This is a genomic window from Pseudomonas sp. dw_612 (assembly GCF_018449725.1).
Classification (GTDB): Bacteria; Pseudomonadota; Gammaproteobacteria; order Pseudomonadales; family Pseudomonadaceae; genus Aquipseudomonas.
This window is the reverse complement of the sequence record NZ_JAAVVC010000012.1, coordinates 88,904-111,804: the sequence shown is the minus strand read 5'-3', so window position 1 is coordinate 111,804 and position 22,901 is coordinate 88,904. Positions and strand designations below refer to the sequence as shown.

General features: G+C 61.8%; 25 protein-coding genes. 3 read left to right on the top strand and 22 right to left on the bottom strand.

All coding sequences use genetic code 11. The annotated features are described in order from the left end of the window. Positions 1 to 13: 13 nt before the first annotated feature. The 20 genes from HB680_RS19140 to HB680_RS19045 all read right to left on the bottom strand — a co-directional run bounded on the left by HB680_RS19140 (position 14) and on the right by HB680_RS19045 (position 18,821). Entirely contained in the window at positions 14 to 1,240 is a 1,227-nt protein-coding gene (locus HB680_RS19140; RefSeq protein WP_213940113.1) for a beta-ketoacyl-ACP synthase, read from the bottom strand. Continuing rightward, positions 1,240 to 1,968, bottom strand: coding sequence for a 3-oxoacyl-ACP reductase FabG (fabG, locus tag HB680_RS19135; RefSeq protein WP_213940112.1), 729 nt, complete (start codon positions 1,966 to 1,968; stop codon positions 1,240 to 1,242). Before fabG ends, HB680_RS19140 begins: the two co-directional genes overlap by 1 nt. Continuing rightward, positions 1,968 to 2,426, bottom strand: a complete 459-nt coding sequence (locus HB680_RS19130) for a hotdog family protein (protein ID WP_054053151.1) — start codon at positions 2,424 to 2,426, stop codon at positions 1,968 to 1,970. The genes fabG and HB680_RS19130 overlap by 1 nt, the downstream gene beginning before the upstream one ends. Continuing rightward, the gene (locus tag HB680_RS19125; RefSeq protein ID WP_213940111.1) at positions 2,423 to 3,619 is read right to left on the bottom strand and encodes a beta-ketoacyl-[acyl-carrier-protein] synthase family protein; all 1,197 of its coding nucleotides are present in this window, start codon (positions 3,617 to 3,619) and stop codon (positions 2,423 to 2,425) included. Before HB680_RS19125 ends, HB680_RS19130 begins: the two co-directional genes overlap by 4 nt. Beyond that, positions 3,616 to 4,236: a hypothetical protein gene (locus tag HB680_RS19120; RefSeq protein WP_213940110.1), complete on the bottom strand. Its 621-nt coding sequence runs from the start codon at positions 4,234 to 4,236 to the stop codon at positions 3,616 to 3,618. Before HB680_RS19120 ends, HB680_RS19125 begins: the two co-directional genes overlap by 4 nt. Then, positions 4,236 to 4,961 (bottom strand): class I SAM-dependent methyltransferase, encoded by a 726-nt coding sequence (locus HB680_RS19115; protein WP_213940109.1) that lies wholly within the window; start codon positions 4,959 to 4,961, stop codon positions 4,236 to 4,238. The genes HB680_RS19120 and HB680_RS19115 overlap by 1 nt, the downstream gene beginning before the upstream one ends. After that, positions 4,958 to 6,205 carry a tryptophan 7-halogenase gene (locus HB680_RS19110; RefSeq protein ID WP_213940108.1) on the bottom strand — a complete coding sequence of 416 codons (1,248 nt, stop codon included), beginning with the start codon at positions 6,203 to 6,205 and terminating at the stop codon, positions 4,958 to 4,960. The genes HB680_RS19115 and HB680_RS19110 overlap by 4 nt, the downstream gene beginning before the upstream one ends. After that, the gene (locus HB680_RS19105; protein WP_213940107.1) at positions 6,192 to 7,352 is read right to left on the bottom strand and encodes a sodium:proton antiporter; all 1,161 of its coding nucleotides are present in this window, start codon (positions 7,350 to 7,352) and stop codon (positions 6,192 to 6,194) included. The genes HB680_RS19110 and HB680_RS19105 overlap by 14 nt, the downstream gene beginning before the upstream one ends. After that, positions 7,349 to 9,691 (bottom strand): MMPL family transporter, encoded by a 2,343-nt coding sequence (locus tag HB680_RS19100; protein WP_213940106.1) that lies wholly within the window; start codon positions 9,689 to 9,691, stop codon positions 7,349 to 7,351. Before HB680_RS19100 ends, HB680_RS19105 begins: the two co-directional genes overlap by 4 nt. Continuing rightward, on the bottom strand, positions 9,675 to 10,241 hold the full coding sequence (locus tag HB680_RS19095; protein WP_213940185.1) for an outer membrane lipoprotein carrier protein LolA: 567 nt from the start codon (positions 10,239 to 10,241) through the stop codon (positions 9,675 to 9,677). The genes HB680_RS19100 and HB680_RS19095 overlap by 17 nt, the downstream gene beginning before the upstream one ends. Positions 10,242 to 10,801: 560 nt before the next feature. Further along, on the bottom strand, positions 10,802 to 11,227 hold the full coding sequence (locus HB680_RS19090; protein ID WP_213940105.1) for an acyl-CoA thioesterase: 426 nt from the start codon (positions 11,225 to 11,227) through the stop codon (positions 10,802 to 10,804). Further along, positions 11,220 to 12,764 carry an aromatic amino acid ammonia-lyase gene (locus HB680_RS19085; RefSeq protein WP_213940104.1) on the bottom strand — a complete coding sequence of 515 codons (1,545 nt, stop codon included), beginning with the start codon at positions 12,762 to 12,764 and terminating at the stop codon, positions 11,220 to 11,222. The genes HB680_RS19090 and HB680_RS19085 overlap by 8 nt, the downstream gene beginning before the upstream one ends. Then, complete coding sequence (locus tag HB680_RS19080; protein WP_213940103.1) at positions 12,745 to 13,692, bottom strand: glycosyl transferase; 948 nt, start codon at positions 13,690 to 13,692, stop codon at positions 12,745 to 12,747. The genes HB680_RS19085 and HB680_RS19080 overlap by 20 nt, the downstream gene beginning before the upstream one ends. Then, complete coding sequence (locus tag HB680_RS19075) at positions 13,689 to 14,423, bottom strand: glycosyltransferase family 2 protein (RefSeq protein ID WP_213940102.1); 735 nt, start codon at positions 14,421 to 14,423, stop codon at positions 13,689 to 13,691. The genes HB680_RS19080 and HB680_RS19075 overlap by 4 nt, the downstream gene beginning before the upstream one ends. Positions 14,424 to 14,587: 164 nt before the next feature. Then, positions 14,588 to 16,267: an AMP-binding protein gene (locus tag HB680_RS19070; RefSeq protein WP_213940101.1), complete on the bottom strand. Its 1,680-nt coding sequence runs from the start codon at positions 16,265 to 16,267 to the stop codon at positions 14,588 to 14,590. After that, positions 16,264 to 16,809 (bottom strand): hypothetical protein, encoded by a 546-nt coding sequence (locus HB680_RS19065; protein ID WP_213940100.1) that lies wholly within the window; start codon positions 16,807 to 16,809, stop codon positions 16,264 to 16,266. Before HB680_RS19065 ends, HB680_RS19070 begins: the two co-directional genes overlap by 4 nt. Continuing rightward, complete coding sequence (locus HB680_RS19060; RefSeq protein ID WP_007992314.1) at positions 16,806 to 17,060, bottom strand: acyl carrier protein; 255 nt, start codon at positions 17,058 to 17,060, stop codon at positions 16,806 to 16,808. Before HB680_RS19060 ends, HB680_RS19065 begins: the two co-directional genes overlap by 4 nt. A gap of 9 nt (positions 17,061 to 17,069) precedes the next feature. Beyond that, positions 17,070 to 17,330, bottom strand: coding sequence for a phosphopantetheine-binding protein (locus HB680_RS19055; RefSeq protein ID WP_123510983.1), 261 nt, complete (start codon positions 17,328 to 17,330; stop codon positions 17,070 to 17,072). Next, complete coding sequence (locus tag HB680_RS19050; RefSeq protein ID WP_213940099.1) at positions 17,311 to 18,120, bottom strand: lysophospholipid acyltransferase family protein; 810 nt, start codon at positions 18,118 to 18,120, stop codon at positions 17,311 to 17,313. The genes HB680_RS19055 and HB680_RS19050 overlap by 20 nt, the downstream gene beginning before the upstream one ends. Then, positions 18,096 to 18,821 (bottom strand): beta-ketoacyl synthase chain length factor, encoded by a 726-nt coding sequence (locus HB680_RS19045; RefSeq protein WP_213940184.1) that lies wholly within the window; start codon positions 18,819 to 18,821, stop codon positions 18,096 to 18,098. Before HB680_RS19045 ends, HB680_RS19050 begins: the two co-directional genes overlap by 25 nt. 356 nt (positions 18,822 to 19,177) lie before the next feature. On the opposite strand from HB680_RS19045, the gene HB680_RS19040 reads away from it, so the two are divergent. Further along, positions 19,178 to 19,948 carry a ParA family protein gene (locus HB680_RS19040; protein ID WP_213940098.1) on the top strand — a complete coding sequence of 257 codons (771 nt, stop codon included), beginning with the start codon at positions 19,178 to 19,180 and terminating at the stop codon, positions 19,946 to 19,948. A 131-nt stretch (positions 19,949 to 20,079) separates the two neighbouring features. Here the strand turns inward: HB680_RS19040 and trxC are convergent, their stop codons facing one another. Next, positions 20,080 to 20,514, bottom strand: a complete 435-nt coding sequence (trxC, locus tag HB680_RS19035) for a thioredoxin TrxC (RefSeq protein ID WP_213940097.1) — start codon at positions 20,512 to 20,514, stop codon at positions 20,080 to 20,082. Positions 20,515 to 20,784: 270 nt separating this feature from the next. On the opposite strand from trxC, the gene HB680_RS19030 reads away from it, so the two are divergent. After that, positions 20,785 to 21,054, top strand: coding sequence for a PbsX family transcriptional regulator (locus tag HB680_RS19030; RefSeq protein ID WP_213940096.1), 270 nt, complete (start codon positions 20,785 to 20,787; stop codon positions 21,052 to 21,054). Further along, positions 21,054 to 21,416, top strand: a complete 363-nt coding sequence (locus HB680_RS19025) for a type II toxin-antitoxin system PemK/MazF family toxin (RefSeq protein ID WP_213940095.1) — start codon at positions 21,054 to 21,056, stop codon at positions 21,414 to 21,416. The genes HB680_RS19030 and HB680_RS19025 overlap by 1 nt, the downstream gene beginning before the upstream one ends. 6 nt (positions 21,417 to 21,422) lie before the next feature. Here HB680_RS19025 and HB680_RS19020 read toward each other — a convergent pair whose 3' ends face one another. After that, entirely contained in the window at positions 21,423 to 22,886 is a 1,464-nt protein-coding gene (locus HB680_RS19020; RefSeq protein WP_213940094.1) for a protein adenylyltransferase SelO, read from the bottom strand. Between the last annotated feature and the right edge of the window lie 15 nt (positions 22,887 to 22,901).

Sequence of the window (22,901 nt, the reverse complement as noted above, 5' to 3'; positions counted from 1 at the left end):
CTGATTAATGCGGTTACGACCAGCGGCGGAAGATCAGCGAGGTGTTGACGCCGCCGAAGGCGAAGTTGTTGTTCATGACGTATTGGTTGCTCATCTGCCGGAATTCGCCGCGCAGGTAGTCGAGTTTGCCGCAGTGCGGGTCGATCTCGTCGAGGTTGAACGTGTGCGCGTACAGGTCGCGGTTCATCATTTCGATGCTGAACCAGGACTCCAGTGCACCGCAGGCACCTAACGTGTGACCGAGGAAGCTTTTCTGCGAGCTGATCGGCATGTGCTCGCCGAACAATGCACTGGTCGCCAGGGTTTCGGCGATATCGCCCTGTTCTGTCGCCGTGCCGTGACCGTTGACGTAGCCGATGTCCGACGGTTGCAGCCCGGCGTCTTCCAGGGCCAGTTCCATCGCCCGGCGCATGGTGGCCTGCTCGGGGCGGGTGGTGTGCTGGCCGTCGGCATTGCTGCCGAAGCCGACGAGTTCGGCGTGGATGTGTGCACCGCGCGCCAAGGCGTGTTCGAGTTCTTCGAGCACCAGCATGCCGCCACCCTCACCGATCACCAGACCGTCGCGGCCCTTGTCGTACGGGCGGGGGCTGGTTTGCGGGGCGTCGTTTTTCAGGCTGGTGGCGTAGAGCGCGTCGAAGACCATGGCTTCGGTCGGGCACAACTCTTCGGCGCCGCCGGCGAGCATCAGCGGCAAGCGGCCGAACTTGATCGATTCGTAGGCGTAGCCGATGCCCTGACTGCCGCTGGTGCAGGCACTGGACGTCGGAATCAGCCGGCCGGTGAGGCCGAAGAAGATGCTGATGTTCGCGGCGGTGGTGTGCGGCATCATTCGTACGTAGGAGTTGGCGTTCAGGCCTTCTGCCACCGAGTTGAGCAGCATGTTGCCGAACGCTTTGATCTCATCGGTGCTGCCGGTGGACGAACCGCAGGCGACGCCCATGCGTCCGTCCTTGATCGATTCGTCACCCAGCAGCCCGGCGTCGGCCAGCGCTTGCTCAGCAGCACCAACAGCCAGGCGCGAGACGCGGCCCATGCTGCGCAGTTGCTTGCGGGTCCAGTGGCTCGGGACTTTGAAGTCATCGATGGGGCCGGCCAGACGGGTGTTGAGCTCGGTGAACCGATCCCACTCGTCCATGCGGCGGATGCCGCTGCGGTTGGCCGCGAAGTTGGCGGCGATGGTGTCCCAATCGCTGCCCAGTGAAGTGATGCCGGCCATGCCGGTGACGACGACGCGCTTCATCAGCACAGGCCTCCATTGACGGCCAGAACCTGCCGGGTGATGTACGAGGCTTCCGCCGACATCAGGAAATTCACCGCGCCGGCCACCTCTTCAGGGGTGCCCATGCGTTGTGCGGGGATCATTTTCATCAGTTCTTCCACCGGCACGTTTTCGTCGAGCATGGCGGTGTCGATCAGGCCGGGCGCGACACAGTTGACGGTAATCTTGCGCTTGCCCAGTTCGATCGCCAATGCTTTTGCCGCGCCGATCAACCCGGCCTTGGAGGCGCTGTAGTTGACCTGCCCGCGATTGCCGATCAACCCGGACACCGAGGTAATGCACACAATCCGCCCGGCGGCGCGACGACGAATCATCGGCATCATCACCGGGTGCAGCACGTTGTAGAAACCGTCGAGGTTGGTGCGCATCACCACATCCCAATCATCCTCGCTCAGCGCCGGAAAAGCACCGTCGCGGGTCAGCCCGGCATTGAGCACAACGCCGTAATAGGCGCCATGGGCTTCGACGTCGGCTTCGAGAATGGCTTTGCAACTCGCGCGGTCGGAGACGTCGAATTGCAGCACGCGGGCATTGCGGCCCAGTGCTTCAACTTCGGCCTTCACGGCTTCAGCCTCGGCCACACCACTGCGGCAATGCAGCACGATGTCATGCCCGGCCTGGGTTAGGCGCAACGCGATGGCGCGGCCGATACCACGGCTGGAACCGGTGACCAGTACGGATTCAGTCATCACTCGACTCCTTGGATTTCTTGAAGGTATTGCGCGGCCTGGGGCGGACGGTACACGTTCAGGCGCGCGGTGGCGTGGATGCCGGGGGCGTTGATGTGGCATTCGAACACGCCCATGCCGCTGTCGTCTTCCAGGGAGCGCAACCCGTGGATGGTCAGCTCGGTGCCGGCGGGGAAGTGTTCGACGTTGCATTCGAATTTACGGGTGCCGAGCAGGAAACCCAGCTCCACCGCATCACCACGGGCGCGGGCGTGACAACCGGCGTAGGCGGCGACGCTTTGCGCCATCAGCTCGATGCCGACCCAGGCCGGCAGGCTGCCGTCGGGCCGGTTGAACAGGCCACCGGGCTTGACGGTGAGGCGGGTGTGAATCTGCTCGTCATCGAACGACAGGATCTGCTCGATGAGGATCATGTCGCCAGCGTGAGGCAGCAGTTCGGCGAGCGGCCAGTCAATCATGGGGCGTCTCCGATAATCAGGCTGACGTTATTGCCACCGAAGGCAAACGAATTGCTCATCAGGTAGCGGGGTGCAATGGACGCCAGGCGATGGGCCGGGGTCACCCAATGCAATGGCGGCAGGTCGGGGTCAGGCTGGCCGTCCCAGATGTGCGGCGGCAACGCGTGTTCGGGGTTGTCCGCGCTCAGGCTCAACCAGCAGAACGCCGCTTCCAGGGCACCGGCGGCGCCGAGGGTGTGGCCGGTCATCGGCTTGGTCGACGAGCAGGGCACGCCGTCCGGGAACAGTGCCGAGACGGCCAGGCTCTCCATGGCGTCGTTGTGTTGGGTGGCGGTGCCGTGCAGGTTCAGGTAACCGATTTGCGCCGGTTGCAGATGGGCGCGGCTCAAGGCTTTGTGCATTGCTTGCTGGGCGCCACGACCGGTCGGTTCCGGCGCGGAAATATGGTGCGCGTCGGAACTGGCGCCGCTGCCGAGCAGGGAAATCGATGGACCGTCGCCGGCACTTTTGCTCATCAGAAACAGCACCGCCGCTTCACCGATGTTGATGCCGTTGCGATTGGCCGAGAACGGATTGCAGCGCTGTTGCGATACCGCTTCCAGGGCCGAGAAACCGTTGAGCGTCAGCTTGCACAAACTGTCGACGCCGCCGCACAACACCGCGTCGCACATCCCCAGGTCCAACAAGCGTTGGGCGCTCATCAAGGCCCGGGCGCTGGAGGTGCACGCCGTGGAAATCACATAGGCCGGGCCGCTCAATTGCAGCCAGTCGGCGAGGAAATTCGCCGGGGCGCCGAGTTCCTGTTGCTGATAGTCGTAGTCCTCAGGGAATGCATGCTCGCGCACGTAATGGGCCAGGCCGCGACTGGCTTCGTCGATGCCCGAAGTGCTAGTGCCCAGCACGACGCCGACGCGGCCAGGGCCGAAAGTCTGGATCGCGCGATCAATGTCCGGGCGAATTTGCAGTGCCGCTTCCAGCAACAGTTGATTGTTGCGGCTGCGTTGTTCGGTCATCTGCGGTGGGATTGACGCCAGCTCACCGCGCACGGCGGCCACCGGCAGCGAGCGCTCAACCACCCAACCTGCCTCGCTGCGCATGCCGGAGCAATCGCCGGAAAACAGATTGCGGGCGACTTCCTGCTTGTCGCGTCCCAGGGCGCAGATCAGCCCCAAGGCGTTCAAATAGGCGGTCATGGCGTGTCCCCGCTCAGCGGCGTGACTTGGTATTTCGGGCCTTTGGGCAGGTTCAATTCAAAGCTCAACGGTCGTGAATAACGGACGTCCCAACGCTCTGGCAAGGAGCGTTGCCCGCCATGCTGCCACGCGGTGGGATAGTTGCTCTGCAACTCGCCTTCCGGGGTCAGGGCAAACAACAGCGCGGCGAACAATTCCCGCGCTTCCGGATTCGGTGGCAGCAGACCGTCGGCTTGCCAGTCGCTACCGATCAACTTCTGCCTGGCCTGGGGAATGCCGAGCAAATCCATCATCGACCAACGCAGGGCCGGGCCTTCCTGTTGGATCACCAAAACCCAGTCCTGGCGCTCGTTGGCCATCAGGCGCTGGATGTGCAGTTGCAGTGGCAGTGCGAGGCTTGGAGTGTGTTCGGGCAACGGTGCGCGGCTGGCGCAAGCGCTCAACAGCAAAGCAAAAGCCACCAACACAAATCGCAACACCACCTCAAACCCTGTGGGAGCGGGCTTGCTCGCGAAGGCGTCGGCACACCCGACACTGTTGTCGACTGACCCACCGCTTTCGCGAGCAAGCCCGCTCCCACAGGGGATTCCACAGGTTTGTTGAATTGCGCTAGACATCAAACAACACCTTCAAGCGGCTTGCGCGCCACCACATTGACCAGCGTCTCTTCCCGCTGCCCAAACGGCTTGGCCTTACGCAAACCAAAGCGTTCCAGCAAACCGAAATCCGTGGCACGGCTCCACCACAAGTACGGGTAAGACACGTTCTGCGGCCCAAACTCAAAACCCTGCTGGCGAATCATCTCCAGATACCCGGCCGCACTCTTTTGCACATGCATCGGATGGCGGAACAACCAGCGAATCACCCACGTATCAATGTAAGCCTCGGTGGACTCGGCGAACAGCAGATAGCCGCCGGGTTTGAGCACGCGATAGAACTCGGCGAGGGCCTGATCCTGTTCCACCAGATGATGGAACGTCTGATGACAGAACAGCAGATCAACACTGGCATCCGGCACATTGAGCGTCGCGCAATCACTGCCGATCAACTCAACCGGCATGCCCTGACGCGCCGCTTCTTCGCCGCTGAGATTCAGGCTGTGCGGATCCGCATCGACACCGATCAAACGCTGGGGCGCAAAGGTCTGGCGCAGATACTGGAACGACTTGCCCTGGCCGCAACCGGCATCCAGCAACACCGGGTTATTCGGCGGCGACTCACTGAACAAGCCGCGCAGATCATTGATTGCCACCCGCAACACATGGTGCTGCCAGGTGTGGCTGCGCAGGAACCAGAAACCGAATCGGGTTTCTTCGACGTAGTTGTCGCTCAAGTAACTCATGTGGCATCCCTTGCACAAAATTCCGAAATCACCTTCAACCGGCGCTTCGCTTCGCTGACAAACGGGTTGCGTTCATCCCAGGCGTAACCGGCGAGGATCGAGGCGATCATGCGGCGGATTTCCCGTGAGCTGCCGTCATGGAAAATCACGTCCTGGAAGGTCCCGGTGTACCAGCCTTCGACGTAGCAACGGAAGGTATCGACGCCGCGCTTGAGCGGGTCGGCGAACTCGGTTTGCCAGTCGACGCTTTCACCCTGCAATTGGCGGTGCAGTACGCCGGCGGCCATGCTCGCCGAGCGCATGGCGATGGTCACGCCGGAGGAGAACACCGGGTCGAGGAATTCCGCCGCGTTGCCCAGCAGCGCAAAGCCTGGGCCATGCAACGCTTTGACGTTGGCCGAGTAGCCGCCGATGGTGCGCGCCGGGGTGTCCCACACCGCGTTGTTCAGCACGCCGGCGAGGCTTGGGGTTTCGGCGATGAAGCCGCGCAGGCATTCGTCCAGATTGTCGGTGCGGCCAGCGAAATGTTCAGCGGCGGCCACCACGCCCACCGAGCAACGTCCGTTGCTGAACGGGATGGTCCAGAACCAGATGTCGCGGTGAGTCGGGTGGGTGGTGACAAGGATCTTGGTGCGGTCGAACGCCGGGTTTTCGATGTGGTCTTCGACGTGGGTGAACACCGCTTGGCGCACCGGGAAATTCGACGGTGCCTCCAGGTCGAGCAAGCGCGGCAGAACTCGACCATAGCCGCTGGCGTCAAGCACGAAATCGGCTTCGACGCGGTACTCGCTGCCATCCTCGCGCGATACGTTCAGTTGCGGTTTCGCCAGGCTGAAATCGGCGCTGACGATGGCTTCGCCGTAGCGCAATTCCACGCCTTGCAGCGCCGCTTGATCGGCCAGCAGTTTGTCGAAATCGGCGCGCTGCACCTGAAAGGTCGTCGGCTTGCCGTTGCTGAAGGTGTCACCGAAATCGAAGGCGCTGTATTCATCGCCCCAGGCGAACGCGGCGCCGGTTTTAACCTGGAACCCGGCGGCGTTCACCGCGTCCAGCATGCCGGCCTCTTCGACGAAATCCAGGCAATGGGATAACAGGCTTTCGCCGATGGAGAACCGTGGGAAGTGTTGGCGCTCGATCACCAAGACATCGTGACCCTTGCGCTTGAGCAGCGCGGCGGCGATGGCGCCCGAAGGACCGGCTCCGATGACGACGACCTGACGATGTTCCATTTCAACGGTTGGCACGGGGGCTCCTTGCCGGGGCGGCGATATTCAGCGGAATTCGGTGCATGCCGGCCAGTGCCGGCAGCAGTGTGGCGATCAGTCCCATCAGCATCAGCGCGAAATACAGCGGCGGGCTGATGAGCTGTTGTTGCAGCAGCAGATTGAGAAAGACGATCTCGCTCAAGCCACGAATATTCAGTAATACGCTTTCGCGCCAGCGGCTGGCGCCATCAGACGAAACACCGGCCCAGCCTAGGCCCAGCCAGTTGCCCAGCAGTTTGCTGAGGATCGGGAACAACAGCAGCGCCGCCAGTTGCACCCAGCCGAGGCTGGCCATGGCGCTGTGCACATTGATCTGCACGATGCCGAACGTGAGGATCAGCGGGATCGCAATCCAGGTCTGCAAGCGATGCATCCAGATCGCCGGCAACGGCAACACCAACGGTATTTTCAGCGCGGCCATGCACAGCAAATAACCGATGCCGAAAATCAGTGCATTGAGTTTGAAGTGTTCGGCCACCACCAGCAGCGCAAAGAAGCCGCCGCTGTATAACAACGGCTGGCGCAAACCGAGCAACCGCAGCAGCACCGGTAAACACGCACCAGCCAATGGCAACAAAAGACTGCTCAGGTGCAGGCTGCCCTGGGCGAAGCCGAACAGCGTCCAGCACGTGAGGTCAATGAGGATCGCGGTTTGCACCAGGCGCCGGGTGGCGTCAGGCGGATAGTTGATGTGCCGCAGGTACAGGTACAACACCGGAATCGCAGTAATGGCGAACACCAGACCGACCGCCAACGAGCTGAGCCACGATTGCACCGGCAACAGCCAGACCGCCGTGGCCAAACCGCAGGCGAAGGGCAGGCAGAAACTCGGCAGGGCGATTTTCAGGCTCTGGCGATCCAGTTGCAGATCAATCACGTCGCTGAGGATGTGCCCCAGCAGCAAAGCGAAGCTCAGGCTGTATAGGTTTTTCAGCCACACCGGCGAGATCAGGTCCGCACCGCTGAGCTGCCAGCCCGGCTCGATCCAGAAGTACATCAGCAACGGCAGGCCGAAGGTCGCAAGCAGCAATTGGCTGACAATCGGGATCAGGCCGAAATGCCGGCCGACGCGGGTCGCGACGGCGAACATTCCCAGGGCCATCGCCCAAAACAGCGCGATCATCATGCTGTCTGCTCCGCGACCGGGAGGGCGTGGACTTGGCGTCCGGCCCACGGCGCCAGGATGAAACTGAACGCCAAACCAAGGCTCACCGACAAACCGAAGTTGCTCACCGCCGGCGTACTGGACACCGCCAGCAACCCGAACGACAGCCAAGTGGTCAGCGCCGCCAGCAAGGTGCCCAGCAGGCTGACAGCGGCGCCGCCGACCTGTTCGCGCATGAGGATCGCGTAATCGACGCTGATGGCCGTCACCAGCAGCAGGCCGAACAGGCTGAACAGCGTCAGCGGCTGGCCGAGCCAACCGAGGCAGGCCAGGCTGCACAGTGCGGCGAGCAGCGGCAGGGCGACGATCCGCAGCGCACCGCCGAGGCCGAACGGCAGAATCAGAACCAGCACGATCAGCACGCAAGAAGCGAGTTTCAATTCAGCGGCGCTGATCTGGGTTTCGGCGAACACCTTGTTCAGCTCGCCGAGACGATCCACCAATTCAACGCCCGGCAAGTCCAGTGCCTGGACCCGCAGCAGCAACGGGTTGTTCAAGCCTTGCAGGCTGACCATGGCCGCCACGCCTCCGTCGTCGGTCGGCCCCAGCCACAGCGTGCGATACGGTTCGGCCAACGGCCCGACCAGCGCCGCGTCGATGTCTTCGGTGGGCAGCGCCTGCAACTTCGTCAACTCGGCTTGCAGCGCCTCGACCGGCACGCCGACATCGAGCAGCGGTTGCCAGAACTGCGGCAGTTTGTTCAGCGCGTCGCGTACTTGCTTCTGTTCGCTCGGCTGGCTGACCAGTTGGTTGAGGGACAGAAAGCCTTGGAGTTTGTCGAGGTTGACCAGTTGCTCCAGCCGATCATTCAGGGCGCTCTGGCGCTCAAGCAATTCTTGCTGGTTAGCGGCTCTGATCAAAAAGAACTGACTGGTCGGTTGGAAGCCCGTGATGCGCGCGATGGTCTGCGCTTCATCGGTCAAATGCTGTGGCATGCCGACCCACTGGCGAATGTCGTTCTTGGTGCTGAGCTGCAACAAACCACCGACACAGAAGGCGATCAGCAGCGCCAGCAACACCGGCGTGCGGGCGCGCTGGAGCAGCGCTTCACGCAGGTTCACCAAACACTCGGCAACCCGCAGCGGCCATTGCGCCGGACGCAGGTCCGCACCCTTGAGCAGTGCCGGCAACAGGCACACCGCCGACAGGTAAGCACCGAGCAGCCCAGCGGCGGAGAACACGGCGATTTGTGTCAGCGCCAGGAACGGGGTCCAGGCCAGGGCGAGGTAGCCGATGCAACTGGTGATCAGGCTCAGCGTCAGCCCCGGCAGGGTCAGGCGCAGGGCCGGCCAACTGTTCCAGGGTTTCAGGCTCCAGCTCTTCGACAGGTAATGCAGTGGATAATCCACGGCAACGCCTATCAGGCTGGAACCGAGCACCAACGTCATCACATGCATATGGCCGAACAGCGCCACGCACGCCACGCCGCCAAACAGCATGCCCACCAGCACCGGGACAAACGCGAGCAACACGCGCAAACGCCGGAACGCCAGCAACAGCAATAACAGGATGCCCAACGTCGCGCCGCCGCCAACCCAGGTCATTTCCCGGGTGGCTTGTTGCTGACCGTTGGCGGCATAGAGCAAGCCACTGGCGGCGAGCAGTTGCACGTCGCCCTGGGCCGCTTCTTCGCGACTGTGTTTGAGCAAGTCGGCGACTTGCAGCGGCAGGTTCATGTCGAACGCATTGCCGGTGGTGCGCGCCCGCAGCAGCACCCAACTCTTGCCGTCGGCATCGGCGATCAACGCGCCGCTGCCGATGTCCAGTTGCACCGCGCCGTGTTGCGGCTGGCTGTTCTGGATGCGCCCGGTCAGGCCCAGCCAGTCGTCCTGACTCGGCACCAGGCTGAAACCGGTGAAGGGGTCGAACAGCGCTTGTACCCGCTGCTGGATAAACGCGTCGGGATGCTCGATCAGTTGTTGCCGATCCGCGTCCGAGAGCATCGCCAATCGACCTTGCAGCAATTGAGTACGCAGCGCGGGCAAGTCGGCTTGCAGAGTCCACTGGACCTTTTCGAACAAGCCGCTGGCCTGCCATTGCTCGCCAAGTTTCTGCGCCATGGCCACCGCTTGCTGGCGATCGGTGTGACCGACCAGCACCAGCATTTCGCGGTTCAGCGGTTCTTGCATGCGTTGTTCGGCGCGCAGTTCCAGCGCATCCGGCGCCGTGCCGGGCACCAGTTCCATCAGGTTCGCCGACAGCGGTGCGCCGTCACGCCATTGCCAAGCGGCGAGCGCGAGCACCGCCAGCAGCAGGATCAGGAACAGCCGTGGGAGCATCCGTTCACTCGGCAAAGTCATGTTGCTCCGCATCGGTCAACGGTTGGGCGCTGGTGCTGTCCTGCATGCGCATGAGGGTGCTGTCGCCTTGGGTTTCCAGCAGTTCGATGCTGTTTACCAACTGGCCGCCATCGATGTTGATCTGGTTGAACACTTGCTTGAGCAGCATCGAGCGCGGGGTCAGGGTCAGTTTCCATTTCTGTGCATCACCACTCAGCGCCAGCTCGAAATCCCGCTGCAAGCCGCTACTGTCGCCTTGCAACACGGCAAGGAACAAGCGGTTCTGCTCGGCACCGGCGCTCTTGCCCGGCAGCAGTTGCCAGCCATTGGCATCACGCCGGGCGATGCCCTTGGCATTGATGCGGTAATCCTGTTGCAGCGGAGTTTTCAGCAGCCAAAGTAGGCCGTGATTTTTCGCCAGGACGAAGGTGCCTTTGCTGACCAGCGGCTGGGGCAGGGCGCGCAGGTGTTTTTCCTGGATGAAATTGCCATGGATCACATCAGGCTTGGCCAGTTGATCGCTGAGTTGTTGCAAATCAAACGCCTGTGCAAGCGAAGTAAAACCCACCATCAACAGGCCCAACACGATCCCGTAGCAGCTGCCGAGCTTGCGAGGCTGCGTTCGGCGGCGAAGCCGTCGTAAAACCTGTGTCTGCGGTGTGTCAGGAAAAACGCGGGGCGACTGCTTCGCAGCCGAACGCAGGCTTCGCCAGCTGCTACAGAGTTGTCGCAAGTCGATTGCATGGGCGAGCGAAGTAAAACCCACCATCAACAGGCCCAACACGATCCCGTAGCAGCTGCCGAGCTTGCGAGGCTGCGTTCGGCGGCGAAGCCGTCGTAAAACCTGTGTCTGCGGTGTGTCAGGAAAAACGCGGGGCGACTGCTTCGCCGCCGAACGCAGGCTTCGCCAGCTGCTACAGAGTTGTCGCAAGTCGATTGCATGGGCAAGCGAAGTAAAACCCACCATCAACAGGCCCAGCACGATCCCGTAGCAGCTGCCGAGCTTGCGAGGCTGCGTTCGGCGGCGAAGCCGTCGTAAAATCTGTGTCTGCGGTGTGTCAGGAAAAACGCGGGGCGACTGCTTCGCAGCCGAACGCAGGCTTCGCCAGCTGCTACAGAGGTTTCGCAAGGTCATGGCAGCATCCTTTCAACAGCATCGGTGAACACTTTCGGCGAGGCCAATTGCATCTCGCGGCTGGTCATGTCGACCGCGACCTGCACCGAGCTGGCGCGGGTCAGGCGTTCCCCGGTGTGCAGGTCGCTGATCAGGTAGTTGATCTTCAACCGGTTCTCCCACTCCACCAGACTCGCGCGGACATTGAGTTTCTGACCGAACACCGCGCCGCGCACGTAGCGCAATTGCAGGTCGATCACCGGCCAGGCAAAACCCGACTCGACCATGGCCGTGTAGTTGTGGCCGAGCTTGTCCAATAGCGCACAGCGGGCGACTTCCAGGTATTTGACGTAATGGCCGTGCCACACCACGTTCATGGTGTCGACGTCAAAGAACGGCACGAGGATTTCCGTATCGGCGTGAAGCACTCCCTTGCTACGCATGCAGCCTCCAGTGTTGCTCGGCGATGCGTTTCAGGCACAGGCGCAATTCGCCTTCCAGGGCACGGTCTTCGATGACCGGGGGGAAGTCTTTGGCCAGCTCTTCGTGCATCGCGGCGAGTGATGGCGGCAACGGGCGGGCATCCTCGGCCTGACTACGCAGCCAGACACCTTGGTTGGCGGCCAGCAGGGTGGCGGCAGCGACTTGTTCGGTCAACTCCAGCACGCGGACCGCATCACGGGCGGCGATGGTGCCCATGCTGACTTTGTCCTGGTTATGGCATTCGGTGGAACGTGAGAATACGCTGGCCGGCATCGTATTTTTCAGCGCTTCGGCGGTCCAGGCGCTGGTGCCGATCTGCACGGCTTTGAAGCCGTGATTGAGCATCGCCCGATCAGCGCTGGCGCCGGACAGGTTGCTCGGCAAGCCGTGGTTGTAACGCTCGTCCACCAGCAGCGCGAGTTGCCGATCGAGCAAGTCGGCGACGTTGGCGACGAGGGTTTTCAGGCTGTCCATGGCGAACGCGATGTGGCCACCGTAGAAGTGCCCGCCGTGCAGCACGCGTTCGGCTTCGGCGTCGATGATCGGGTTGTCGTTGGCGCTGTTGAGCTCGATCTCGATAAACGAACGCAGCCAGTTCAGGCTGTCGGCCAACACGCCGAGCACATGCGGTGCGCAACGCAGGGAATAGCGGTCTTGCAAGCGATGCAGCGGCGCGGTGGGCGCGTCGATCGCCAGATCCTTGCGCAGCCACGCGGCGACTTGCATCTGCCCCGGATGCGGCTTGGTGGCGAACAGACGCTCGTCGAAATGCTCCGGGTTGCCTTGCAGCGCGACTACGTTCAGCGCGGTGATGCGGGTGGCCAGTTGCAGCAGGTAATCGGCGCGGGCGAAGGCTAGGCAGGCGATGCCGGTCATTACGGCGGTGCCGTTCATCAGCGCCAGGGCTTCCTTGGGGCGCAGCACCAGCGGCGTCCAGCCGAGTTCGCGATGCACATCGGCGGCCTCGCGGCGCTCGCCACGGAACATCACTTCGCGCTCGCCGGACAAGGTCGCGGCGACGTAGGACAGCGGGGTCAAATCACCGCTGGCGCCGACAGAACCCTCTTCCGGGATCAGCGGCAGGATGTCGTGTTCGAGAAAGGCTTGCAGGCGTTCCAGCAGTTCCACGCGCACCCCGGACACGCCGTGGCACAGCGACTGCAAACGTGCCGCCAACACCGCCCGCGTTGCCTGGGCGTCGAGCAATTTGCCCAGGCCGCAGCCGTGAAAAGTGTACAAATGACGCGGCAACGCTTCGACGTGATGCAGCGGCACCGCGACCACGCAGGAATCGCCGTAACCGGTGGTCACGCCGTAGATCACGCCTTCCTTGTCCAGCAGGGAATCGAGGAAGCGCGCACCCTTGGCGATGCGCTCGCGGTATTCAGGGTCGTCCTGCAACCGGGTCGGCGCCTGACGGTTGGCCAGGGCCAGCACGTCTTCGATGCGCAAAGGGAGTTCGCCGAAGGTTACCGGCTCAAGCGTTGGCGTCGTCATCGGTCTTCCAGAAAGGGTAAAAGTTGAACCATTGTTGAGGCGCTTCAAGGCAATAGTGACCCAAGCGTTCGGCGTAGCGGGAAGCCCACTGATGAATGACCTGTTCGCGGTCGCTGCGCTTCCACACCACGGCTTCGGTGAACGGTTCGAGGGTCAGTCGATACTCACCGGTGGGTTTCTTCAGGCACAGCAGCAGATTGACTTTGCACTTGAGCAAACCGGCCAGCAGCCACGGCCCCTGGGGGAACGCCGCCGAATGCCCGAGGAAGTCCACGGTCACGCTGCGCCCGCCATGCAGCGGTACGCGGTCGCCGGCAATCGCCAGCCACTCGCCGCGCTCCAGGCGTTCGTGCAGTTGCAGCATGATTACCGGGTCCAGTTCGCTGACCTGGACCAGGCGCAGATTGGTCGCCCCGGCCTCACCCAGCAAACGGTTGAACTGCTCGGCGTGTTTGGTGTGCACCAGCACGTTCATGGTGACCTTCTCACCGATCTCTGCCAGTGCGCGACAGACTTCCAAATTGCCCAGGTGTGCGCCCACCAGCATCTGGCCACGGGCACCGCGCAGTTGGGTGCGCAACAGCGCCGGGTCGATGATTTCGATCTGCTCCAGGCGCAGTTTGCCGTTCCACACATCGAGCTTGTCGAGCATCGAGTCGGCGAAGGCCATGAACTGGCCGAAGACGCGCCAATGGGTTGGACGCAATTCGCTGTTGTCGCTCCAGTCGGCAAGGCGTTGCTGATATTGCCAGGCGCTTTTGCGTGCGCTGCGGCCGAACAGGAAAAAGTACAAAACGATGCCGTACAGCAACGGGCTCAACAACCGCCGACCCAGCACTTTGGCGCAGAGTGCGGTGAATTTCATCAGCCAGAAACTGCCACGCTCTTCGCGGTCGGCCCAATGTTTTTTGTCTGTCTCAATGCTCATGCGCGCCACCGCCGCCAGAGGATCACCGGAGCGCGCAGCAACATGCCGAAGAACAGCCGGGTGTGCATGCTCGAAATTAAAACGTTGTCGTGGAACAGGCGAAAGTGCGAAACGCCGTCCAGCGGGTAATGCACCTTGGTTTGCAGCCACTGCATCGGCAGATTGCGCCAGGCCAGCCGCACCAGGATGTCCGAGTCGAAATCCATACGTTTGCCGATCTTCGCCGAACTGATCAGCGCCAGGGTCGGGGGCAATGGATACACGCGAAAACCGCACATCGAATCGCGGATCTGCAACGACAAAGTGTTGATCCACACCATCACGTGGGTCAGGTAACGCGCATATAAACGACCCTTGGGCACGCTGGCGTCGTAGAGCGGATAGCCGCAGATCACCGCTTCGGGATGGACGCGGGATTGTTCGATGAAGGTCGCGACGTCGGCGAGGTCATGCTGGCCGTCGGCATCCACCTGCAACGCATGGCTGAAACCCAGGCGCGCGGCTTCGCGCAGACCGGTCATCACTGCGCCGCCCTTGCCTTGATTGACGGTGAGGCGGATCAGGTAGGTGTTGTCCCGATGCGCCAGTTGATCGAGCACTTTGGCGCAGGCCGGGGCGCTGGCGTCGTCCACCAGAATGCAGGGCAAACCTTGGGCGAGCAGGGCCTCGACCACTGTGGTGATGGCGGTTTCGTGGTTGTAGACCGGGATGATGGCGCAGGGGTTATGCATGTGAGTACCCACCCCGTCCTTGTAGCAGCTGGCGAAGCCTGCGTCCGGCCGCGAAGCGGTCGCAAACCAGATCAACGAGATCCTTCAGAATCACCACGGCGGTCTGATTGCGAGCGCTTCGCACTCGGACGCAGCCTGCGGCAGCTGCTACAGGGGGACGCAAATTATCCACAAACCGCCTCCAACACAATCCGCCCACTGGAGCAGGTCGCCGTGTCGTTGCGAAAGGTGAAATACAACTTGCTGCGCACCGGGTCGAACCGCAGGTGCAGCTGGATTTCGTCCCCCGGACGCACCAATTGCTGGAATTTCAGCACTTCCATGCCGGCGAACGTAGTTGGCAGATCCATCAGTTGCTGGCCAAGACTCAACGCCCAGTCCACCTGCACCACACCGGGCAATACCGGCGCTTGGGGGAAGTGTCCGCTGAAGTAGGCCAAATCTGGCGGGATGGCCAGTTGCAGGCTCCACTCGCCATCGGTTTCGACCTGTTCCAGCACGTCCGGCGCTTTGGGGCGCGGGGCCAGCAGCAGGGCTTCGACGTCGGCCTGGGGCAGTTTGCCCTGGGCGTTCAGCGGCAGTTGGCGCAGCAAACGCCAGCGCCGTGGCAAGGCCAGGGCTTCGCAATGCTGGCTCAGGTGCTGACGCAGTTCTTGGGTGAGGGTGCGTCGACCTTGATTGCGCAAGGCATGCAGGCCTTGTTGGCTGAGCACCAGCAGCGCGCCCAGCGAGGCGCGGTTTTCCTGAACCACCCCGAGGCGCGCTTCGGCGACCCAGTCGTGGGCCATCAGTGCCTGTTCCAGCATCGGTAGCGAGATACGTTTTTCTTCCAGTTTGACGATGCGGTCCAGCCGTCCCAGCAGTTCGAAACGGCCGTCAGGGGCGATTCGCGCAGCGTCGGCGGTGTGTTCGATGTGGCCGGCCGGCAAGTATGGCGAGGCGATGAGCAGGGCGCCGTCGCTGTCTTGGCTCAGCATGACGTCGGCGAACGGCTGCCAGAGGTCTTGCCCTTGGCGCCAGGCGATGCCGCCGGTTTCCGAGCTGCCGAGGATTTCCGTCGGCCATTGCTGCAAGCGTTCGAACAGGCTTCGGGCCGCCTCGGCGGGCAGGGCGCCGCCGGAGGAAAACACCCGGCGCACCGCGCTCAAGGCCGGCCAGTCGAGGTTGTCGCCCATGCGCTTGAGCAGCGCCGGGCTGGCGACCCAGGCAAACGCCGGGTGTTCGCGGCTGGCGCGCTGCAAGTCTTCCGGGAACGCCAGTTGCTTGCGCACGAACGTCCGCCCGGCGCACAACGGCCAGAGCACGCGGAACAGCAAACCGTAAATGTGTTGGGTGCCGACGCTGCCGATGATGCAAGCCTGGCCCAAGTCGGCGCCCCACAGCTGTTCGAGGGCTTCGACTTCATTGGCCAGTTGCCGCAGGGTTTTGTCGATGCGCTTGGGTTCGCCGCTGGAGCCGGAGGTGCACAGGCTCAACTGACAGCGATCCAGGTCCAGCGCGGCGGCAGACAGGGGCGAGTGCTGATAATCGGCCAGGTGCGCGTCGTCAGCCTGATCGGTCAACCACAGATCGACTTCCGTCGACCAGCGCTGGCGCGTCTGGGGCTGCAAATCGGCGGGCAGCAACACGCTGACCCCGGCGCGCCAGGCGCCCAGCAGCGCAATCGCCAGCTCGGCGGCGTCTTCCAGGTGCACGGCAATGCGCCGCACGCCCTGGGCTTGCAGGCCGGCGGCGAGGCTCAGGGCCTGTTCGCACAATTGCGCGTGATTCAACGCCGGTTCGGCCGTCAGGGCACGCTCCGGCTGAGCCTTGAGCAGCAATTGCTCAAGTGTTATCCAAGTCATGGGTGGCCTCGTACCCGTTGTCGTATCAGCCATTCAATGGCAAACATCAGGCCGATCAACCCGTAGGAGATCAGGCCGGTGTACAACATCCACCAACTCAGCGGCGCCCAAAGGGTCAGCGCGGCGGCGCACAATCCGTTGCAGAAAAAAAACACACTCCAGGCCACCGTGACCTGGCGCGTATAAACAATCGCCTTGGCCGGCAGTTGCGGTTCACGCAGACGGGCCAAACGTTCGGCCATCGGCGGGCCGTATTTCAGGCTCAGGCCGAACAGCGCCAGCATGAAACTGCTGATCAGCACCGGATACCAACGCAACAGCGCCGGGCTATCGAACACGGCCAGCAGCAGGCAAAACACGATGGCGACGATGGCCATCCACAAGCTCCCCGGCCGCCGCACGCCGGTCAGCACCCGCGCCAGCCACAGGCTGCCCAGCAGCAAGCCGAACTGCCACGGCGCGAAGTGCTCCATGCCGAAATACACCGCAAAGGGGTACAGCAGGCCCGCCAGCAGCAGGCCGAGGCCGATCACTCGGCTCATGCGGCCGGTTGAACCAGACGGTAGACCGCCTCGACCACGTCGCTGACGGTACGCACCGATTTGAATTCTTCGGCGGCGATTTTCTTGCCGGTCTGGCGCTTGATGTGATCGATCAGGTCGACGGCGTCGATGCTGTCGATTTCCAGGTCCTGATACAGGTTGGATTCCAGGCTCACGCGCTCGGGGTCCAGCTCGAAGAGTTCGACCAGGGCATCGCGCAGGGTGTTGAAGATATCGTCACGAGTTTGCATGGTCCGGTCTCAAGCTGCCTGTTTTGCAGTGACGAACGCCGCAAGGCTCGCCACGTTGCTGAAGTGATTACGGGTGTCCTTGGCGTCAGCATCGATTTTGATGCCGTACTTTTTCTGGATGGCCAGGCCGAGTTCCAGGGCGTCGACCGAGTCCAGGCCCAGGCCTTCGCCGAACAAGGTCTGGTCGTCGCCGATGTCGTCGACGCTGATGTCTTCGAGGCCCAGGGCGTCGATGATCAGCAGTTTGATATCACGGTGTAGATCGCTCATCTTCGGCGAGCTCCTTAATAAAGTAGTGATGCAGGTAATCGTTGAGCTTGCGCGAAGCCTGAGGCGCTGGGCCCAGCGCAGCGAAGGCCTGTGGGTCTATATCGGCCCCCACACGGAAACTGAAGTGCACGCGGCGTCTCGGGATCCGATACCAGGGCTCGGCCTTGGTCAAAGTGGTCGGGTTGACCTTGATAATCACCGGGGTGAGGATTTTCGCACCGCGCAGGGCAATGGCCGCGCCACCCCGATGAAAGGCCGGCGATTGACCCGGCTGGGTGCGGGTGCCTTCGGGAAAAATGATCAAGGTCTGGCCGCTTTTCAGTGCATCGGCCGCGGCGTCGAGCATGTCCATGCTGCCGTCGTTGCTGATGTAGTCGGTGCGGCGTAACGGGCCACGGGTGAAAGGATTGTCCCAGAGGCTTTTTTTGACCACGCAGTTGCTATGGCGCACCAGGCCGATCAGAAACACCACGTCGATCAGCGACGGGTGATTGGCAATGATCATCTGCCCCGGACGTCCGAGTTTTTCCGCGCCCTGAATGTCGTAGGTCAGCACGCCGGTGCGGGCCATGAACCGGACAAAGAACCAGAAACAGCGACTGACGATTTTCCGCGCCCGCAGTCGATGGGCCTGGGCATCGCCGGGCAGGCAGCCGAGCAGCGGGAAAACCAGCAGCCGCAGGCACAGCCCGCCCAGCCCGAACAGGGTAAAGCTCGCAGCGGTGGCCAGCAGGCGCCAGTAGTAGGCGTCGCGGTTTTTATCGATTACGGGTTGCGTTGCCAGGTCCATACACGATTTTTCCAGGCATGTTGGCAGGTTGACTGCTGGCCGAGCAGGGTACGCAATAGATTCAGGGCATGGGGCCAGTGAGCGTTGGACAGCTCATCCGGATGGCTGTTCAGGGACAGCTGCCAGTCGTTGCCGGGGGTCAGCAGCAGACCGACCGCGTAAGGGAACGGCACATCGTCGATCCAGGCCGAGTAGGCCTCGGGCGGTTGTTCTTCGGTGACCACTACCAGCACGGCGGGCGCGCCTTCGCCAAGCAGCGCCGCAGCCTCAAGCATGCCGTGTTCAAGGCCGTCGCCAGCGGCGGCGAGGGCCGTCATTTCGCTGGTTTCGCCGCGCATGATCGACCACAGGCCGATGATCGCGTTGTGCACCGACAGGCTGAACTGGGTCGGCGACAGCGGCTGATCGGCAGCCAGATCGCTGAGAATATCGAAGGTGCGCGGGGTTTCGCCGTGGCGGGAAATAAAGACCAACGGTAGGTCCTGCCGACCATCGGCTAATGGCCAGCCGACACTGAAGGCCATCCGCGCCAGACGGCTGAGTCGTCGACGCTGCATCGCCGGCAGAAACGACACGTCGGGGGCGGCATCGCTGGATGGGAGCGCGACCGGTTGTCGGCTCCAGGCCCGCCAATCGTCCACGCTTTCGAGCCCAGGGGCCCATGCGCGCCATTGGGCGATGTTGAAGTTGATCACAAAGATTCATCCCGCCCCTGCGGGCTTTCCTTGACGCAGCCAGTCGCACAATCGGCGGCCAACCTAACGGGCGCTTAGCGCCGAGTGGCGCGCATTATCCCGGTGCGGCGGGCCTGTAGCAAATGCTGGTTACATTTTGCGCAATCAAATGTACCGGTTGGTTCGTGAAAAAACTGTCGTATGGCCATTATTCAGATTACGCAGGCGCAGGTCTGTCGGCTCTGTCTGCGATCAACGGACGAGTTCGCGGTATTTTCATCAAGAGATTGCGCCTGACTGTGTAGTCCTTATGCCCGCGAGGTAGCTAAGCGACGCTGTGGACTACTACACTCGGTCATTCTTTGATACACGGAGGTTTTGACATGCGGCGCGTGGTGTTCAATCAGAAAGGTGGTGTGGGTAAATCCAGCATCGCCTGCAATCTGGCGGCGGTCAGTGCCAGCGAGGGTTATCGCACCCTGTTGGTGGATCTTGATGCCCAGGCCAACTCCACTCAGTACCTGACCGGTCTCACCGGCAATGACATCCCCATGGGCATCGCCGATTTCTTCAAGCAGACCCTGTCTTCCGGGCCGTTCTCGAAGAAAAACCAGGTCGATATCTACGAAACCCCGTTTGAAAACCTCCACGTCATCACCGCGACCGCCGAGCTGGCCGACTTGCAGCCCAAGCTTGAGGCCAAACACAAGATCAACAAGCTGCGCAAACTGCTCGATGAGTTGAGTGAAGACTACGACCGGATCTACCTCGATACCCCGCCTGCGCTGAATTTCTACGCGGTGTCAGCGCTGATTGCCGCTGATCGGGTACTGATCCCGTTCGACTGCGACAGCTTCTCGCGTCAGGCGCTGTATGGCCTGCTGGCGGAAATCGAAGAGTTGAAGGAAGACCACAACGAAGGCCTGGAAGTCGAAGGCATCGTGGTCAATCAGTTCCAGGCCCGGGCAAGTTTGCCCCAGCAAATTCTCGACGAGTTGATTGCTGAAGGTTTGCCGGTGTTGCCGGTGTACCTGGGCAGTTCGGTGCGTATGCGTGAGTCGCACCAGGCGAATACGCCGCTGATTCACCTCGATCCAAGGCACAAACTGACGCAGCAGTTTGTTGAGTTGCATAACTTGCTCGAAAACGCCTGATTCCCACTGATGACATAGAACCCAAGTGGGAGCGGGCTTGCTCGCGAAGGCGTTGGATCAGTCAAAGTTAATGTCGACTGACACGACGCCTTCGCGAGCAAGCCCGCTCCCACAGTTGTTTTGTGGTGGCTTTAGATCCCCTGGCTTCGCAACCAACTCATCAATTGCGGTAACGGGAACGCCCCGCTCTGGCGCGCCACTTCCCGGCCGTTCTTGAACAGAATCAAACTCGGAATCGAGCGAATCCCCAACTGCGCGGACAACTGCTGATTCGCCTCGCTGTCCAGTTTTGCCAACCGACATTTGCCCGCCAACTGCCCCGCCGCCTGTTCGAACACTGGCGCAAACGACTTGCATGGCCCACACCACTGCGCCCACACGTCCACCAGCAACGGCAAATCGCCCTTGATCTGACTGGCGTAATCGCCTTGTTTCAATTCAAAGGGTTTGCTCAGCAGGACCTCGGCCTTGCAGCGACCGCATTTCGGGTGGTCAGCGAGGCGCTCGGCGGGGATGCGGTTGAGGCCGTTGCAGTGGGGGCAGGGGATGAGCAGTGGGTCAGTCATGGCAGGCTCCAAAAGAGTGGGCAATCAATACAACTGATTTGGAGTTGCGGTTCGTCTTTATCAAGACTGTAGGGCCGAGGCTAGAAGGCGACATGTCGCAAATGCTCACATTTTCCTGACTGTTGGCGGGCAATCCATGGCTACGCTGGAAGCAACTCCAACCTTCATCGGTCTTGATTTGAGGAATTCGCGTTGCTTTCATCTGCGTGCTACTTTTGTTGCACTTGTCGTGTCATCGACATCCCACACCTTTCGGATTGGAGTGATCTCATGTCCGTGACGTCCAAAATACGCCGCCAGGGCGGCGCCGCCGTGATTACGCTCCCCCCTACCTTGCTGAAATTGCTGCATCTCGAGGTCGGCGCTCAGTTGGAGCTCAATGTGGTGGATGGCGAGTTGATTGCTCGCCCGGTTGTACAAGCATCCCGCAAGCGTTTCAGTCTTGATGAGTTGCTTCAGGGGTCAGAAGAGTTGGCTGAGTTGAACGAGCAGACAGCCTGGGCTCGTGAAGGCGATCCTGTTGGTCGGGAGTTGGGTTAATGGTTCGTCGGCAGGCCCCGCAACGGGGCGATGTCTTTTGGATTGACCCGAATCCGGTGGCAGGGCGAGAAATGACGAATCGCCATCGATTTGTTGTGATTACACCGAGGGAAATCAATGCGCTGGGCGTGAGCATGACCGTGCCCGTGACCAGTGGGGGGAGTTTCAGTCGAAACTCCGGTTTGGCGGTGGTCGTTACGGGTCACGAAACAAACGGTGTCGCGGTGTGCAACCAAGTGCGCAGTTTCGACATTGAGCAGCGTGTTCGAGAGGGGTCAGCCAAGTTTATTGAACGCCTTGATGACGTGACGATGGCAGACATCATTGCCCGCGTGGTCAGTGCCATTGATCCTCTGGATTGATGGGCTTTACGACGAACAACTGATCTCGAGATGCTTACCCCACTCCGGCGGCCGCTCGGCGTAGCTCTCCATTCCCGGCTGCTCTTCGAACGGATTGCTCAACACTGCATGCAAACGGCGAACCTCCGCATAGTCGCCGCTCTCCGCCGCATCGATAGACTTCTGCGCCAGATAGTTACGCAGGATGTACAGCGGATTCACCGCATGCATCCGCACGCGACGCTGTTCCTGATCAACCGCACCTTCACGATCAACCCGGGCGACATAAAGCTCGCCCCAGGCATCAAAGCCCTTGATGTCGACAAAGTCGTCGCGCAACCGGGCGACGGCCAGTTCCGGTGATTCATCCCCGAGGCGGCGGAAGAACAACGTGTAATCCACACCACTGTTCTGCATCAGTTGCAGCAGGCGTTCCAGCAGTTTCTGGTCTTCGTCTTCGGCGGTGGTCAGGCCGAGGCGGCGGCGCATCAGGTCCAGGTAATGGGCCTGATACAGCGGCAGGTACAGGCCGAGGGTTTCGCGCAGGGCCTCGACGCTGATGAATGGCGTCAGGGCTTGGGCGAGGGCGCTGAGGTTCCACTGGCCGATCGGCACCTGGTTGCTGAACGAGTAGCGACCCTGGTCATCGGAATGGTTGCAGATGAAGTTGGCGTCGAAGTCGTCGAGGAAGGCAAACGGGCCGAAGTCGAAGGTGATGCCCAGGATCGACATGTTGTCGGTGTTCATCACGCCGTGGCAGAAACCATAGGCCTGCCACTTGGCGATCAGTTCGGCGTTGCGCTCGACGATTTCGCGGAACATCGCCAGGTACGGTTCCGGCTGCTCCAGGCATTCAGGGAAGTGCATGGCCAGCACGTGTTCGCCGAGTTCTTTTTGCAGCTCGGGGCGCTTGGTGTAGTAGAAATATTCGAAATGCCCGAAGCGTACATGGCTTGGCGACAGGCGCAGGACCATGGCCGCGCGTTCCTGTTTCTCACGCCACACCGGCGTGTCGGAGCCGATCACGCACAGGGCGCGGGTGGTGGGGATGTTCAGGGCGTTCAGTGCCTCGGAGGCGAGAAACTCGCGGATCGAGGAGCGCAGTACCGCGCGTCCGTCGCCCATCCGTGAGTACGGCGTCTGGCCGGCGCCCTTGAGGTGCAAGTCCCAATGCTCGCCGGCTTCGTTGTAGACCTCGCCGAGCAACAAGCCGCGACCGTCGCCCAGTTGCGGGTTGTAGGAACCGAATTGATGCCCGGAATAGACCATCGCCCGTGGCTCGGCTTCGGCCCAGAGCTTGTGGCCGCCGAACAGTTCGGCGAACACCGGCGTCTCGGCCACGGCCGGGTCCAGGTCCAGCAGCGCCATGGCCGCAGGGCTGGCGACCACCAGTCGCGGATTCGCAATGGGTTCGGGCAGCACGTGGGTTGAGAACGTGTCGCCGAGGCGGGCGAAGCGATTATCGAAGGTCAGTTCGTCGAGGGCTTTCAACGGCCATCTCCAGCA